The sequence below is a fragment of the Streptomyces sp. NPDC037054 genome (assembly GCF_055606745.1).
On the sequence record NZ_JBVJSJ010000007.1, the window covers coordinates 71661 to 87209 of the forward strand.

Here is a 15549-nt window from a genome sequence, read left to right on the forward strand (position 1 = left end):
CGCGGTGCGGGGCGGCCGCTCCGGCTCAGGTGCCGGACACCATCTCGGCGGTGATCGCCCAGCGTTCGTGGTCGCGCCAGGCTCCGGCGATGAACAGCATCTTCGGCGAGAAGCCCTCCAGCCGGAAACCGCAGGCGGCGGCCAGCCCGACGGACGCGGCGTTGGCGGGCTGGACGTTGATCTCCAGCCGGTGCAGCCGCATCGGGCCGAACGCGTACCGCACCACAAGGTTCAGCCCCTCCTTCATCAGTCCCCGCCCGGCCGCGTGCGCGAACGCCCCGTAGCCTAGGGCCCCGCTGAGGAAGGCGCCCTGCACGATGTTGTTGATCGTGACGAACCCGGCGATGTCGCCGCTGTCGCGCTCGCACACCAGGAACCCGGCCTTGGTGGGGTCCTCGATCAGCCGTCCCGCGTAGGCGGCGTAGGCGTCGGCGCTGTCCGGCGGGAACAGCCACGGCTGGTGCAGGTCCTTGCTCTCCCGGACGCGCGCGGTGAACTCGGCGCCGTCAGCGTAGGTGAAGTGGCGGATGCCGACCCGTGGCCCGGTGGCGAGGTGGCGGGAAGCGTCGTGCGGCATCCAGCCACCCTACGACGCCGCCTCCCCGGCGCTCACGGGGCCGCGTCGGTCACCGGCAGCCGCAGCACTCCGGTGTCGTCGTCCGGGGCGCTCACCACGGTCACCGGCTTGATGCCGCGGTTGCCTCCGTAGGCGCCGTCGCTCGCCGCGATCACGAACCGCAGCCGGTGGCCCCGCTCGTAGCGGTGCACGATCCCGGGCAGGGTCACGGTGAAGGCCCGCGTCACGTCGGGCACCCGCACCGGCGCGACCAGCCGGTGCACGAGGGTGCGCGTGCCGTCGGGCGCCTCGTCGTACAGCTTGGCGAACAGCACCAGCCGGTCGGCGTGATCGCCCGAGTCCTGCGTCCGCGCCGCCGCCGGGGAGACCACCTTCAGGCGTGCCGTGGGGGCGCCCACGACGTCGAGGGGTGACTCCAGCGGTGCGCTCGTCCACGCCAGGTGGCTGCCCGGGGTGTCGTACGGCGCGGGGTCGGGCAGCCCGACGACCCGGGCGAGTGAATTCTCCGAATGGCTGGTCGGCACCGGGGCGTTGGCGTAGGTGCGGCTGCCGCGCGTCACCTCGGCGCGGCTGCCGACGAGTCCGCCGTCGCCCGACAGGTACAGCGCGTGGTCCGGGTCGGGCAGGCGGGCCGCGGTGGCGTAGGCCTCGGCGGGGTCGGTGATCCAGTCGCGCCGGTAGGCGAACGCGGGTCCGGTGTCGACGTCGTGTCCCCGCAGGTGGCGGTCGAACCAGGCGAGGACGCGGCGGCCGACGTAGCTGGTCTCCAGGTTGCCCTCGGTGATGTTCAGTTCTCCGGTGGCCGGGTCGGTGAGGCCGCCGCTGTGGCCCCAGGACTGCCAGATCATCTTGGCGGGCGTGCCCTGCGCCCGGAGCGTCCGGTACGTCGCCGTCGCCTCGTTGAGATTGAACAGGGTGTCCGCCTGCCCCTGCACGAGCAGCGTGGGCGCCTTCACGCGGCTCAGGTACGACACCGGGGACACGCTGCGCGCGTAGGCGAGCATGTCCTTCGCCTCGTCGGCCGGGAAGCGGCCCGAGTTGAGGGTGCGGATCGTCTCGCAGGCCTCGGTGACGAAGTGCAGGCAGGCGACGGAGTTGACGCGCGACGGGTCGAGGGCGGGCTCCAGCAGCGGCTGCCCCTCGCCGATGAGGTAGAAGCCGTTGGTCCACTGCCATTTGAAGGCACCCGGCACGTCCTCGCCGCCCACGGCGTTGTTCGGCACGAGCGAGTACGCCAGGTCGTGCCAGGTGATCATGGGGACGAGGGCGTCGACGCGGCGGTCCACGGCGGCGGTCGCGAGCTGGACGGCGCCGCCGTAGGAGCCGCCGATCATGCCGACGCGCGGGTCGCCGGCCCGGTCCAGGGCGACGAAGTCCGCCCTGGTGCCGTCGTCGGCGGTGCGCCCGCCGCCGAGGAAGTCGACCAGCTGGGAGGCGGCCTCGCCGTCGATCGCCGGGTCGTCCAGGGAGATGAGGCAGCCGCTGCGGCCGAAGCCGAGCCCGGAGTACACCAGGGAGACGTAACCGCGCTGCGCGAACGCCTTGCCGATGGCGTCCGTCGAACCGTCGGACTTGCTGCCGCCGAAGCCGTTCGTGGCGAGCACGGCGGGCGCCGGGCTGTCCCGGTCCACTCCGGCGGGCCGGTAGAGGTCGGCGTCGATCGCACAGGTGCGGTCGCCGGCCCGGACGGTGAACTCCAGCGCGGTGACGGTGTACCGGTCGTCCGCCGCCGCGGGCGTGGCCCGGACGAGGGGCGCGGTCAGCGCGGCGCCGAGGGCGAGCGCGAGGACCGCACGGGATCTGGGCACACGACGGGACACGGAGACCTCCACACTGAGGCGCGCTGGGACTGCCCTGCATACCGGCCGGTGAGCACGGGCCGCAGTCATGCTGTGACACGTGTCAGACGGCGTCAATCACCGTCACGGGGGTTTCTTGACGGAGATTCAGTGGAGGTGTGCCCCGACCGCCGGGGCCGCACGCGCCCGGCGGGGAAGGCGTCAGCGCAGGGCCGGTTCGTCCAGCGTCAAGGTCCCCGCGTCCGCGTCGAGTTCGGCCGCCACCCCGAAGGGCACGGTCAGCGCGCCGTCGCAGTGCCCGAACCCGAACTCCTCCACCACCGGCACCCCGAGTCCGCCGAGCCGGTCGGCGAGCAGCGCGCGCACCTCGTCGTACGGGTCGCAGTCCACCCAGGACCCGAGCAGCACCCCGCGCAGCCCGTCGAGCCACCCCGCCCGCAGGAGCTGGGTGAGGTAGCGGTCCAGCCGGTACGTCTCCTCGCCGATGTCCTCCAGGCAGAGCAGCCCGCCGCGCGCCGCCGGCCGGGCGCGCGGGGTGCCCAGGTCGGCGGCGAGCAGGGACAGGCAGCCGCCGAGCGTGACGCCGCGCGCCCGGCCGGGAACCAGGGCGCCGCCGCCGGACGCCGTGAGGGTGCGGACCGTCTCCGGGGCGAAGAGCGTGGCTCTCAGGTGCTCCTGCGCCCCGGCGTTCTTCACGAAGTCCAGGCCCGCCGCCATCGGCCCGTGCAGGGTGACGATGCCGAGGCGGGTCGCGAACGCCTCGTGCAGCGCGGTGATGTCGCTGAAGCCCACGAACACCTTCGGCCCGGCCGCCCGCATCGCCTCCCAGTCGAGCAGGTCGGCCATGCGCTGCGCCCCGTATCCGCCGCGTGCGCACAGCACGGCGTCCACGGACGGCTCGCACCAGGCGGCCTGGAGGTCGGCGGCGCGGCCGGCGTCCGTGCCCGCCAGGTAGTCGAACGTGCCGTGCCGGTCCAGCACGTGGGGCGCCACGACGGGCTCGAGGTCCCAGCCGCGCAGCACGTCGAGACCGGCCTGGAGCCGCTCCTCGGGCACGGGCCCGCTGGGCGCGACGACGGCGACGCGGGCGCCGGGAGCCAGCCGGGGCGGTCGCACGAGCGGCTTCACCGGGACAGCTCCAGGGTCGGGATGCCGCTCGCCTTCAGCCCGAACACCTGGGCGTACAGGGAGAGTTCGGCCTCCAGGGCGCGGACCAGGGTGTCCGCGCGCCGGAAGCCGTGCCCCTCCCCCTCGAAGGTGAGGTAAGCGTGCGGCACGCCCCGGCCCCGCATGCGGGCGAGGAACCGCTCGCACTGGGCGGGCGGGCAGATCACGTCGTCCAGGCCCTGGAGCATCAGGAAGGGCGCGGTGACGCCGTCGGCGTGCGCGGCGGGCGACCGCTGCTCGTACCGCTCGGGCACCTCGGCGAACGGGCCGACCAGGGTCTCCAGGTACTGCGACTCGAAGTCGTGGGTCCCTCCCGTGCTCCAGCCGGTGAGGTCGAGGACGGGGTAGATGATCGTGCCGCAGGCGTAGACGTCGGTGGTGGCGAGGGACGCGGCCGTGGTCCAGCCGCCGGCGCTGCCGCCCCGGATCGCGAGCCGGGCGGGGTCGGCGGTGCCCTCCTCGGCGAGGGCGCGGGCGACGGCGGCGCAGTCCTCGACGTCGACGACGCCCCACTGTTCGCGCAGCCGGTTGCGGTACTCCCGGCCGTGCCCGGTGGAGCCGCCGTAGTTGACCTCGACGACGCCGATGCCCCGCGAGGTGAAGTAGGTGATCTCCAGGTCGAGCACGAGCGGTACACGGCTGGTGGGCCCGCCGTGCGCCCAGACGACGTACGGCGGCAGTTCGCCGTCGGGCGCGGCGCAGCCGGGGTTGTGCGGCGGGTACACGTGGGCGTGGATGTCCCGGCCGCCCGGCCCGGTGAAGGTGCGGGTCCGCGGGTCGGGGTGGTACGCCGGGTCCACCGGGTCGTGGTGCGCGGCGCCGATGACGCGGGCGCGGCCGGTGCGGGTGTCGAGCTCGACCACCTCGAACCCGGTCCGGGCGCTCGCGGCGACCGCGACGACGCGTTCGGCGTCGGCCGCGAGGGTGGAGGCGAACTCGGTCCAGGGCCCCGCCGCGTCGCACAGCTCGCCCGTCTCGGGGTCGAGTACGCCGAGCGCGGTGGTGTCCCTGCCGTGCACGACGGCGATCAGCCCGCCCTCCAGCGGCGCGAACCAGCGCAGGCCGAGTTTCCACAGCGGCCCGCCGAACTCCTCGTCGCGCGGGCACAGCGGCTGCCCGTCGCGGTAGAGGTTCCACCAGCCGGTGCGGTCGCTCGCGTACAGCAGGGAGCCGTCGGCCGCCCAGTCGGCCTGGGCGACGGACTCCTCGGGGCCTCCGGCGACGGTGCGGGCCGCGCCGAACGTGCCGTCGGGCGCGATGTCGGCTACGAGCAGTTCGGTGCCGTCCCACGGCATGCGCGGATGGTCCCAGGCCAGCCAGGCCGCGCGCCGCCCGTCCGGGGAGATCCGCGGTCCGCTGACGAACCGGTGGGCGTCGTCGGTGAGTTCGCGCACGGCGCCCCGGTCGTCGGCCGCCGAGCCGTCCAGCGGCACAGCGGCCAGGACCCGGCGCACGTCGGTGGGCGCCTCGCCGGTGAACTCCTCCAGCACGCACCACACTTCGCCGAGTTCCGGGCGGATCAGCGGCTCCGCCCAGCGCAGTCCGCCGCCCACCGGGGACACCGGCGTCAGCGGACGCGGCGCGCCGCCCGGCTCGTGGCGGTACAGCCGCTGGTCGGCGAAGTTCGCGAACACCACCAGTGGGCCGTCGGGTCCGGCCTGTGCGGCCCAGGGGTGGCCGCCGTACTCGATGACGCGGCTGCGCACGTTCCACGGCGCGGGCAGCAGCGACTCCTCCGTGCCGTCGGCCGTTCTGCGCACCAGGGTGCGCCGGCCGCCCTCGGCCGGTCGTGGCGCGGTCCACCACACCTCGTCGCCGACGAATCCCACGTACTCCGGCCGGCCGTCGTGCGCGGCGGCGAGCGCCGCGTCGACGGGCGAGGGCCACGCACCGTACGGCAGGGTCTGCACGTTCTCCCCCAACTCCGGTTCCTCCCGGGCTTCTCTAGGCCGACCGCAGGAAGCGGTCGAGGACACGGACGCCGAAGTGCAGGGCCTCCACCGGGACGCGCTCGTCGACGCCGTGGAAGAGAGCCTGGTAGTCGAAGCCCTCGGGCAGCTTCAGCGGGGTGAAGCCGTAGCCGGTGATGCCGAGCCGCGAGAACTGCTTGGCGTCGGTGCCGCCGGACATGCAGAACGGCACCACGTGCCCCTCCGGCGCGAACTCCTCGATGGCGGCGCGCATCCCGGCGAACGTCGGCGAGTCGACGGGCGCCTGGAGGGCCACCTCCCGGTGGTGGAACTCCCAGTCGACGTCGGGCCCGGTGAGCCGGTCGAGCGTGGCCCGGAACTCGTCCTCGCCGCCGGGCAGGAAGCGCCCGTCCACGTGGGCGACGGCTTCGCCCGGGATCACGTTGACCTTGTAGCCCGCGTTGAGCATGGTCGGGTTGGCGCTGTTGCGGACCGTGGCCTCGACGAGCTTCGCTGCGGGGCCGAGCTTGCCGAGGAGCGCGTCGACATCGTCGAGGTCCGCCTCGATGCCGTACAGCGCGGCCAGTTCGGTGAGGGCGGCCCGTACGGTCGGGGTGAGGCGGGTGGGCCACTCGTGGTCGCCGATGCGGGCGATCGCCGCCGCGAGCCGCGAGACCGCGTTCTCCGCGTTGACCTTGGAGCCGTGTCCGGCGCGGCCGCGCGCGGTCAGCTTCAGCCAGCCCGTGCCGCGCTCGCCCGCCGCGACCGGATAGATCTGGCGGCCCTCGCCGTCGTGGAACGTGTACGCCCCCGACTCGCTGACGCCCTCCGTGCAGCCCTCGAACAGGCCGGCGTGCCGGTCGGCGAGGTATCCGGAGCCGTCGGCGGCGCTGTCCTCCTCGTCGGCGGTGAACGCGATCACGACGTCCCGGCGGGGCCGCACGCCCTGGCGGGCCCAGGCGCGTACGACGGCGAGGATCATCGCGTCCATGTTCTTCATGTCGACGGCCCCGCGCCCCCACACGACCCCGTCGCGGATCTCGCCGGAGAACGGGTGGACGCTCCAGTCGTCGGCCTGGGCCGGCACCACGTCCAGGTGACCGTGCAGCAGCAGGGCGTCGGCGGCCGGGTCGGTGCCCTCGACGCGCGCGACGACGTTGGTCCGGCCGGGGGTGCGCTCCAGCAGCACGGGCTCCAGGCCGGCCTCGGCGAGGCGGGCGGCCGCGTACTCGGCGGCGGGGCGCTCGCGGCAGTCGCCGCCGCCCCGGTTGGTGGTGTCGATGCGGATGAGCTCGGACGTGAACGTCACGACCTCGTCCAGTGCCTGCGGGTCAGCCATACTGCTCCTCCACCGCGGCCGAGACGATCGTCGTGACCGCCTTGAACGTGCGGATGCCCTCGTACATGGTGTCGTTGGTGTAGGCGACCTTCCGCTCCCCGATCCGGGCGACGCCCGGCACGACCGTGGCGGCCATCGCCAGATGTTCCGCGTCGAACTCCAACGCGATGGTGAACGGCCCGCCGCGGACCGGTTCGTGACGCACCGCCAGGGACGCCGCCTCCTTCGCCGCGGCGCGGATGTCCGAGGCGGTTCTGGACGGGGTGCGGCACACGGCCGCGTACCGCGAGACGTGGTCCTTGACGGCGACCTTCAGCGCCTCGGGCGCGTACCCGAGCGCGTCCTCGCAGGCCACGTCGTCGCCGGTGACGAGGACGACCGGGACGCCGTACTCGGCGACCACGTGCGCGTTGAGCAGGCCCTCGCTCGCCCGGACGTCGTTCAGCCACACGCCCGTGATCGAGTTCGCCAGGTAGGTGTGGGCGAGGACGCCCTCCATGCCGGCGCCCGCGTGGTAGCCGACGAAGGCGATGCCGTCCACGTCGCCGTGCTGCACGCCTTCCACCATGGACAGGGACTTGTGCCGTCCGGTGAGCATCTCGGCGCGCTCGTCGAGCTGCTCCAGCAGGAGATTGCGCATGGTCCAGTGCGCCTCGTTGATCAGCACCTCGTCGGCGCCGCCGTCCAGGAAGCCCAGCACGGCGGCGTTGACGTCCGAGGTGAACATCGAACGGCACCGCTCCCACTGCGGCGTGCCCGGCAGCACGTCGGCGGGCCAGGTCACGCCGGTGGCGCCCTCCATGTCGGCGCTGATGAGGATCTTCATGCCGCCTCACGCTACGCGGTCGCGGCGAATCCCTGCCAGGCCTGTGGAAAACTCTCACCGGCCCAGACCAATGGCGGTCCGGCCGAGGGCCCTCACGGGACGGTGTGGGCAGGTCAGCGGGCCGGACCGGGCCGCGAAAGGCCGCCGGCCCCGTGTCCCCGGCCCTCAGTCCTCGTGTCCGAGTTGCAGGTCTCGTTCGGTGCGTCCGCCGCCGGCGACCTGGAGGACGGTCGCCACCGGCGGGTAGCCCGCCGCGATGACGGTGTACTCGCCGGACGACAGGTCGACGAACCGGAACGTGCCGTCCTGGCCCGTGGTGAGGGTGTCGACGACGTTGCCCGCCGCGTCGAGCAGCGTCACGCGCGCGTCCTCGACGGGCCGCCCGGCGCTCGCGCGGACGGTGCCGCGCAGGACGGCCCCGCCGGCGAGTTCGACGTCCTGGCGGGTCTCCCGGGCGGCCTGCACGCTGACGGGCAGCGCGGCAGGACGGAAGGCGGGCGCGCTCGCCGCGAGGGTGTACTCGCCGGCCACCAGCTCGGTGATGACGTAGCCGCCCTCGCGTCCGCTGCGGGTGCTCGCGACGACCTCGCCGTGCACGTTGGTGAGCGTGACCGCCGCGTCCCGCACGGGCGTGCCGTCGGCGGTGACCACGCTGCCCGCGAGGCGTCCGGCGCCGCCGAGGACGACGTCGAGTTCGACGGGCCGCTCGCCGACGGTCACGGAGACGGCCTGCGGCTGGTGGCCGCCCGCCGCGGCGATCAGGACGTACGCCCCGGAGCCGGGCGTGGCCAGCGCGTACCGGCCGTCGTCCCCGCTGGCGCCTCGTCCGATCTGCTGCCCGGAGACGTCGATGAGGGTGAGCGCCGCGCGCGGTACGGCGGTGCCGTCGGGGTGCTGCACGGTGCCGCACACGGGGATGCCGCCGGTGTGGGGTGAACGGGCGCCCGGGACCGTGGTGTTGTTCGGCCGGGCGGTCGTCGGGTCGGGGGCGGTGTGGGACGCTGCGGTGTTCAACAGGGGGGTCTCCTTGAGGAAGAAGGCGATGAGCAGGCCCAGGACGAGCACCGGCACGAGGTAGAGGAAGATCCGGGGCATGGCGTCGGCGTAGGCCCGGATGTAGCCGTCACGCAGCGCCGGGGGCAGCGCGTGGACCACCTGGGGGGTGAGGGACTCGGGGTCGGGCAGCGCGCCGCCCGCGCGCGCGGGGACGTGGTCGCGCAGCGCGTCGGCGAGCCGGTCGGCGAAGAGGGTGCCGAAGACGGCGGCGCCCACGCTCCCGCCGATCTGCCGGAAGTAGTTGTTGGCGCTGGTGGCGGTGCCGAGGTCCGAGGGGCGTACGGAGTTCTGGACGGCGAGGATCAGGACGGGCATCACCATGCCGATGCCGGCGCCGAGGACGAACATCCAGACGCTGTAGTGCAGCCGGGGCGTGTCCGACTCCAGGCGGGACAGCAGCCACATGCCGGCGACGGACAGGGCGCCGCCGAGGACCGGGAAGGCGCGGTACTTGCCGGTGTGGCTGATGAGCTGGCCGGAGACGATGGAGGCGCCGACGATGCCGCCCATCATGGGCAGCATCAGCAGCCCGGACTCGGTGGCGGACGCCCCGTCGACCATCTGCAGGTACGTCGGCAGATAGCTGGCCGCGCCGAACAGGGCAACGCCGACGACGAGTCCGACCAGTCCGGTGACGTTGAAGACGGAGTTCCTGAACAGCCGCAGCGGGATGAGCGGTTCGGGGGCGAAGCGCTCGGCGACGAGGAACAGGGCGGTGGCGGCGACGGCGCCCGCGCCGAGGCCGAGGACGACCTCCGAGTCCCACGCGTACTCGGTGCCGCCCCAACTGGTGAGCAGGACCAGGCAGGTGGAGGCGGCGGCCAGCAGGAGCGCGCCGAGGACGTCGAAGCGGGGTGTGGCGGTGGGTTTCGGCAGCTTCAGGACGACGGCGACGACAGCCATGGTGAGCAGGCCGAAGGGGACGTTGATGTAGAAGCACCAGCGCCAGGAGAGGTGGTCGGTGAAGTAGCCGCCGAGCAGCGGTCCCGCGACGGACGCGAGGCCGAACGCGGCGCCGATCAGTCCCATGTACCGGCCGCGCTGCCGGGGCGGGACGATGTCCGCGATGATCGCCTGCACGCCGATCATGAGGCCGCCCGCGCCGACGCCCTGCACCGCGCGGAAGGCGATCAGCTGGTCCATGGTCCGGGCGCGGCCGGCGAGCGCGGAGCCGACGACGAAGACGACGATGGCGAACTGGAAGACGCCCTTGCGGCCGAGGAGGTCGCCGAGCTTGCCGTAGATCGGCAGGCCGACGGTGGCCGTGAGCAGGTAGGCGGTGATCGCCCAGGACATCTTGTCCAGGCCGTGCAGCTCGCCGACGATCTTCGGGAGCGCGGTGGCGACGATCATCTGCTCCAGGGCGGCCAGGAGCAGCGCCAGCATGAGCGCGAAGAACACCAACCGGACGCGGCGGGGGTCGAGTTCGGCCGGGGGCGGCGGTGGCGGCGCGGGCCTTTCGGGCGGCGCGGCCGCCTGTTCGTCCTGCACCAGAGTGATCCCGCCCACGTACCGCTCCCCTCGTCGCACTGCCGCACATTTCCCGCGCAAAGCGACAACTGCGAGCAGATACGGCGAGTTACGGCACAAGGCCGGTCGGTCCGGAGATCACCCGAACCGGTGAAGGCGCCAACACCCCGGGGATGTCGGCGCCTTGAGAGACCGGTCGCGCGCTACTTCTCGACCTCGGCGGCGAGCTTGGCGAGGAGAGCGTCGTAGATACGGCCGAGACCCTTCGGCGCGAAGGTCTTCTCGAAGAAGCCGCCGATACCTCCGGCGCCCGTCCAGGTCGTGGTCACGACGACGCGGGACCTGCCCTCGCCGGCCGGGGTGACCCGCCAGGTGGTGACCATGGAGGAGTTGCGGTCCTTCTCGACGAGCTCGCCGTCGGTGGGCTCGGTGACGTCCAGCAGGCAGTCGCGGACGCGCTTGCTGGTGGCCTGGAGCTTCCAGTGGACGACGGTGCCCTCGCCGTCGCCGCCCTCGCGGACCTCGTACTCGCTGAAGTGCTCGGGCAGCAGCTTCTCGCGCGCGCCGCTGTAGTCGGCGAGCGTGTCGAACACCGTCTCCGCGTCCGCCGCGACGATCCGCTCCGTAGTGGCCTCGACCTGCGCCATCGACTTCCTCCAGCACCTGGGTTCTCGGGGTGGGGACCAGCCAACCACCCCGCTGCCCGCGGGCCCAAATCGGGGGCACCGGCGACGGCCGGAAGTGATCGGAAAACACCTTCGCACGATCAAGGGAACATGTGTTCTATTCTGTGCCCAGTGCTACCGAGGAGGCGTCATGCGCTGGGAGAACCTCACTGTCGAGTCCGGCCCCACCGAGCACGGCCGGGCCGACGCCGCGCTGTTCGGCGCGGACGCGGTGACCACCCGCACCTTCGACACGCCTGAATTCGCCGGGATCACCTTCCACGAGGTGCGGGCCCGTTCGATCGTCAACCGGGTGCCGGGGGCCTCCCGGATGCCGTTCGAGTGGACGGTGAACCCCTACCGGGGATGCACGCACGCGTGCGTGTACTGCTTCGCCCGCAAGACGCACAGCTATCTGGACCTCGACACGGGCATCGGCTTCGACACGCAGATCGTGGTCAAGGTGAACGCGCCGGAGGTGCTGCGCCGCCAGCTGTCCTCGCGGCGCTGGCAGGGCGAGCACATCGCGATGGGCACGAACGTCGACTGCTACCAGCGCGCCGAGGGCCGCTACCGGCTGATGCCGGGCATCATCGGCGCGCTGCGCGACCACGCGAACCCCTTCTCGATCCTCACCAAGGGGACGCTGATCCTGCGCGACCTGGACCTGCTGACGCAGGCGGCGGAGGTGACGGACGTCGGCATCTCGGTGTCGGTGGGCTTCACGGACCCGGAGCTGTGGCGCACGGTGGAGCCGGGCACGCCCGCGCCGGAGCGCCGCCTGGACGTCGTACGCACCCTGGGCGAGCACGGCATCGGCTGCGGTGTGCTGATGGCGCCGGTGATCCCGTTCCTGAGCGACGGTCCCGCCCAACTGCGGGCGACGGTGCGGGCGATCGCGGAGGCGGGCGCCACGTCGGTGACGCCGCTCGCGCTGCATCTGCGGCCCGGCGCCCGCGAGTGGTTCATGGCCTGGCTGGGACAGCACCACCCGCATCTGGTGCGCCGCTACGAGCGGCTGTACGCGGACGGCGCCTACGCCCCGAAGTGGTACCAGCGCCGGATCACGCGTCAGGTGCACGACCTGGCGCAGGAGTACGGCATCGGGCCCACGCGCGCGGGGATGCCGCGCCGCATCCGGGAGCCGGAGCCCGCGCCCGGGCCGACGCCCGAGGAGACCGGACCGGCCGTGACCGAACCGACTCAACTCACGCTCATTTAGGAGCATCCGAGCGCATCCCTCGACCCGATCGGGTCAAGTCTTGGCAGAACGCGTTCTGCGGGGGTCGCTTTCCGGGACGATGCGGCGAGGGCCGTGAACCTCGCGGTCCGACACCCCTCCGTCCTGGGAGGCCCCCACATGAGAAGAAGCGCAGCCGTTCTGAGCGGCGCCGCCGTGCTCGTGGCCTCGGCCGCGACGGCCGTCCCGGCCGAGGCGAACGCCCCGCTCGCCGCGCGGTCCGCGCCCGCCGCGAAGCTCACGAAGCTCACCTGGAAGGACTGCGGAACCAAGGACTACCCGACGCTCCAGTGCGCGTCGCTGAAGGTGCCGCTCGACCACGCGGACCCGCGCGGGCGGCAGATCACCCTGGCGCTGTCCCGGGTGCCGCACACGTCGAAGACGTACCAGGGCCCGCTGCTGGTCAACCCCGGCGGCCCCGGCGGCAGCGGTCTGACACTGGCCGGATTCGTCGCCTCCGCGCTGCCCGACAAGGTCGCCGCCCAGTACGACGTCATCGGCTTCGACCCGCGCGGGGTGGGCGCGAGCCGGCCCGCGCTCGACTGCCGCCCCGGCCACTTCGACCCGGTCCGCCCGGACTCCGTGCCGCGCACGCGCGCGCTGGAGAAGGCGAACGTCACGCGCGCGAAGGCGTTCGCGGCGGCCTGCGGCAAGAAGTACGGCGACCTGCTGCCGCACATCGACACGGTCAGCACGGTGCGCGACATGGACGCGATCCGGGCCGCCCTCGGCGCCGAGAGGATCAACTACTTCGGCTACTCCTACGGCACCTACCTCGGCGCGGTCTACGGCAGGCTGTTCCCGGAGCGGGTGCGGCGGCTGGTGCTGGACTCGGTCGTGGACCCGAGGGGCGTGTGGTACGAGGACAACCTCACCCAGGACTACGCCTTCAACGACCGGCACCGCGCGTTCATGGCGTGGGTCGCCCGGCACGACGGCACGTACCGGCTGGGCAAGGACCCGGGCGCGATCGAGTCCAAGTGGTACGCGATGCGGGCCGCGCTGGCGAAGGAGCCGGCCGAGGGCAGGGTCGGGGCCGCCGAACTGGAGGACACGTACCTTCCGGGCGGCTACTACAACGGCTACTGGCCCTATCTCGCCGAGGCGTTCGCGGCGTACGTGAACGACGGGAACACCGACCCGCTGGTCGAGGCCTACGAGAACTTCGGCGCGGTGGACGCCTCCGGCGACAACGGCTACAGCGTCTACGCGGCGGTGGAGTGCCGTGACGCGCCCTGGCCGCGGGACTGGGGGCAGTGGCGCGAGGACAACTGGGCGGTGCACGAGAAGGCGCCGTTCATGGCCTGGAACAACGCCTGGTACAACGCGCCGTGCGCGTTCTGGCCGACGAGTTCCCTGCGCCCGGTGGACGTCACCAACCACCAACTGCCGCCCGCCCTGCTGTTCCAGGCGACGAACGACGCGGCGACCCCGTACGAGGGCGGTGTGACGATGAGCCGCAGCCTCGCCGGATCGAGCCTCGTGGTCGAGGAGGGCGGCGGCAACCACGGCATCACGCTGAGCGGGAACGACTGCCTGGACGAGCACCTCGCGGCCTACCTGACCGACGGGACGGTGCCGCGCGGCGACGGCGAGGCGGACGCGGTGTGCCGCGCCCTGCCCGACCCGAAGCCGCTGACGTCGAAGGCGGCGTCGGACTCGGCACGCGGCTCGGCCCTGCACGGCCTCCTGGGCTTCCGCGGCTGAGCCCGGCCCGCGGCGAGGGCCTCCGCCGGGGCGGGGATTGTCAGTCCCGTACGCAATCATGTCCGCATGAGCAGCGAGCTGACGAGAATCCCCGCCCCCGAAGGCGTCGCCCCCGCCGCGCAGTACACGCACGTGGTCATGGGCACCGGCCGCTTCGTGGCGATCTCGGGCCAGCTCCCCCTGGACGCCCGGGGCGAGCCGGTCGGCGAGTCGGACCCGTCGGCCCAGGCCCACCAGGTCTTCGCCAACCTGTCCCACTGCCTGACCGCGGCGGGCGCGACCTTCGACGACGTCGTCAAACTCACCTATTTCGTCACGGACATGTCCCACATGCCGGCCGTCCGCGAGGCCCGCGCCGCCCACATCCCCGACTCCCGCCTCCCCGCTGCCTCGGCCGTCCAGGTCACCGCCCTGGCCCACCCGTCCTGCCTCCTGGAGATCGAGGCCTACGCGGTCGTGCCCGAGTGACGGCGCCGACGATCCGCGAGATGACCCACGCCGACTGCGACCGGGTGGCCGAAATCCGGGTCCGCGGCTGGCAGTCGGCGTACCGGGGGCTGGTGCCCCAGCCGTACCTGGACGCGCTCGACGTGACGGCGGACGCCGCGCACCGCCGGGCCCTCCTGGCACGGGGCGACGCGGGCGTGGTGAACCTCGTCGCGGAACTCGACGGCGAGATCACCGGCTGGGCCGCGCACGGCCCGTACCGGAACGGGGACGCATTGACCCCGGACGGCGAGCTCTACGCGCTCTACGTACGGCCGGACCTGCTCGGGCAGGGGCTGGGGCGGGCCCTGCTCGCCGAGGCGGTTCGCCGCTGCGCCGGGCGCGGTCGCGTGTTCCTCTGGGTGCTGCGGGACAACTCCCGGGCCCGGCGGTTCTACGAGCGCGCCGGCTTCCGCGCCGACGGGGCCGAGGAAGCCTTCGAGGCGGCCGGGGCCGCGGTCGCCGAGGTGCGGTACGTGAAGGAGCTCTCCGGCCGACCAGGCGATGCCCTCAGCGCTGGCGTGGGATTCGGGTCAGGGAATGGGCCGCCGCTCGGGCCAGGTGGGGGTGGGCCAGGGACTCGGTGAGGACTCGTCTGGCGCGCGGGTCGGCCAGGGTGCCGAGGCCCTCGACGCAGGCCAGGGCGACGCGGTGGTACGGGTCGTGGGGGTGCAGACGGCGTTCCAGGGTGGTGATCAGGGCCGGGACGGATTCGGGGGCGCGCAGTTCGACCAGGAGGCGGACGGGGTGCAGGGCGTAGGCGACGCGCAGTTCGTTGGTGGCGAGCGCGGCGGCGGCGCGGGCCGTGCGCGGGTCGCCGAGGCGGGCGAGGGCGTGCGCGGCGGCGGCGCAGCGGGGCGGGTCGCGGTGGTTGAGGAGCAGGATCAGGGCCTCGAAGGCGCGGCGGTCTCCCGCGAGTCCGAGCCGGAAGGCGGCCAGTTCGCGGGCCCACAGGGGTTCGCCGGGCCGGGTGAGCACCGCGGCCAGTTCGTCGGTGTCCTCGGTCGCGGCCAGCTGCCGGAAGGCCTCCGACGCCCCGGCCTCGGTCCGTAAGCGCTCCGTGAGTGATCGCAACTCTTCGTCCATGGCACGAGGGTAGGACGGCCGTCGGCGGCTCGGGACGTACATCACAAACCCGGGGACTGGCGCGCTCGTTACCCGCAAGTTAAGCTCAGACGAGCGAGTTACCCTCTCGCAGCATTCCTCACCACGGTTTGGTGACGCAGCCGTTGGTGAGAGCAGTCGGTTCGGTACTGACGTACCTGTACGACTCGGCCACGGGACAGGGCCGGTCGGACCGCCGTTCG

General features: G+C 73.2%; 13 protein-coding genes. 4 read left to right on the forward strand and 9 right to left on the reverse strand.

Translation table 11 applies throughout. From position 1 onward, the window contains the following. Positions 1 to 25: 25 nt before the first annotated feature. The 8 genes from ACZ7D7_RS18260 to ACZ7D7_RS18295 all read right to left on the reverse strand — a co-directional run bounded on the left by ACZ7D7_RS18260 (position 26) and on the right by ACZ7D7_RS18295 (position 10791). Positions 26 to 577 carry a GNAT family N-acetyltransferase gene (locus tag ACZ7D7_RS18260; RefSeq protein ID WP_470825443.1) on the reverse strand — a complete coding sequence of 184 codons (552 nt, stop codon included), beginning with the start codon at positions 575 to 577 and terminating at the stop codon, positions 26 to 28. A gap of 32 nt (positions 578 to 609) precedes the next feature. Next, entirely contained in the window at positions 610 to 2397 is a 1788-nt protein-coding gene (locus tag ACZ7D7_RS18265; protein WP_470825444.1) for a CocE/NonD family hydrolase, read from the reverse strand. Between the two features lie 180 nt (positions 2398 to 2577). Further along, entirely contained in the window at positions 2578 to 3504 is a 927-nt protein-coding gene (locus ACZ7D7_RS18270; protein WP_470825445.1) for a S66 peptidase family protein, read from the reverse strand. After that, positions 3501 to 5465 carry a prolyl oligopeptidase family serine peptidase gene (locus ACZ7D7_RS18275; RefSeq protein ID WP_470825446.1) on the reverse strand — a complete coding sequence of 655 codons (1965 nt, stop codon included), beginning with the start codon at positions 5463 to 5465 and terminating at the stop codon, positions 3501 to 3503. The genes ACZ7D7_RS18270 and ACZ7D7_RS18275 overlap by 4 nt, the downstream gene beginning before the upstream one ends. Before the next feature lie 22 nt (positions 5466 to 5487). Beyond that, positions 5488 to 6792 (reverse strand): M20/M25/M40 family metallo-hydrolase, encoded by a 1305-nt coding sequence (locus tag ACZ7D7_RS18280; protein ID WP_470825447.1) that lies wholly within the window; start codon positions 6790 to 6792, stop codon positions 5488 to 5490. Beyond that, positions 6785 to 7618, reverse strand: a complete 834-nt coding sequence (locus ACZ7D7_RS18285; RefSeq protein WP_470825449.1) for a M55 family metallopeptidase — start codon at positions 7616 to 7618, stop codon at positions 6785 to 6787. Before ACZ7D7_RS18285 ends, ACZ7D7_RS18280 begins: the two co-directional genes overlap by 8 nt. Positions 7619 to 7783: 165 nt before the next feature. After that, a complete protein-coding gene (locus tag ACZ7D7_RS18290; RefSeq protein WP_470825451.1) occupies positions 7784 to 10183 on the reverse strand; it encodes an MFS transporter in 2400 nt (799 codons plus the stop codon). Positions 10184 to 10347: 164 nt separating this feature from the next. After that, positions 10348 to 10791, reverse strand: a complete 444-nt coding sequence (locus ACZ7D7_RS18295) for an SRPBCC family protein (protein ID WP_470825452.1) — start codon at positions 10789 to 10791, stop codon at positions 10348 to 10350. Between the two features lie 169 nt (positions 10792 to 10960). Between ACZ7D7_RS18295 and ACZ7D7_RS18300 the strand changes: the two genes are divergently transcribed. The 4 genes from ACZ7D7_RS18300 to ACZ7D7_RS18315 all read left to right on the forward strand — a co-directional run bounded on the left by ACZ7D7_RS18300 (position 10961) and on the right by ACZ7D7_RS18315 (position 14829). Continuing rightward, positions 10961 to 12031, forward strand: a complete 1071-nt coding sequence (locus ACZ7D7_RS18300; protein WP_470825453.1) for an Rv2578c family radical SAM protein — start codon at positions 10961 to 10963, stop codon at positions 12029 to 12031. Positions 12032 to 12169: 138 nt separating this feature from the next. After that, complete coding sequence (locus ACZ7D7_RS18305; RefSeq protein WP_470825454.1) at positions 12170 to 13756, forward strand: alpha/beta hydrolase; 1587 nt, start codon at positions 12170 to 12172, stop codon at positions 13754 to 13756. A 66-nt stretch (positions 13757 to 13822) separates the two neighbouring features. After that, positions 13823 to 14224 (forward strand): RidA family protein, encoded by a 402-nt coding sequence (locus ACZ7D7_RS18310; RefSeq protein WP_470825455.1) that lies wholly within the window; start codon positions 13823 to 13825, stop codon positions 14222 to 14224. A gap of 20 nt (positions 14225 to 14244) precedes the next feature. After that, on the forward strand, positions 14245 to 14829 hold the full coding sequence (locus tag ACZ7D7_RS18315; RefSeq protein WP_470825456.1) for a GNAT family N-acetyltransferase: 585 nt from the start codon (positions 14245 to 14247) through the stop codon (positions 14827 to 14829). Here ACZ7D7_RS18315 and ACZ7D7_RS18320 read toward each other — a convergent pair. Further along, positions 14753 to 15328 (reverse strand): adenylosuccinate lyase, encoded by a 576-nt coding sequence (locus tag ACZ7D7_RS18320; protein ID WP_470825458.1) that lies wholly within the window; start codon positions 15326 to 15328, stop codon positions 14753 to 14755. The two genes, ACZ7D7_RS18315 and ACZ7D7_RS18320, sit on opposite strands and share 77 nt — an antisense overlap. Positions 15329 to 15549 lie beyond the last annotated feature (221 nt).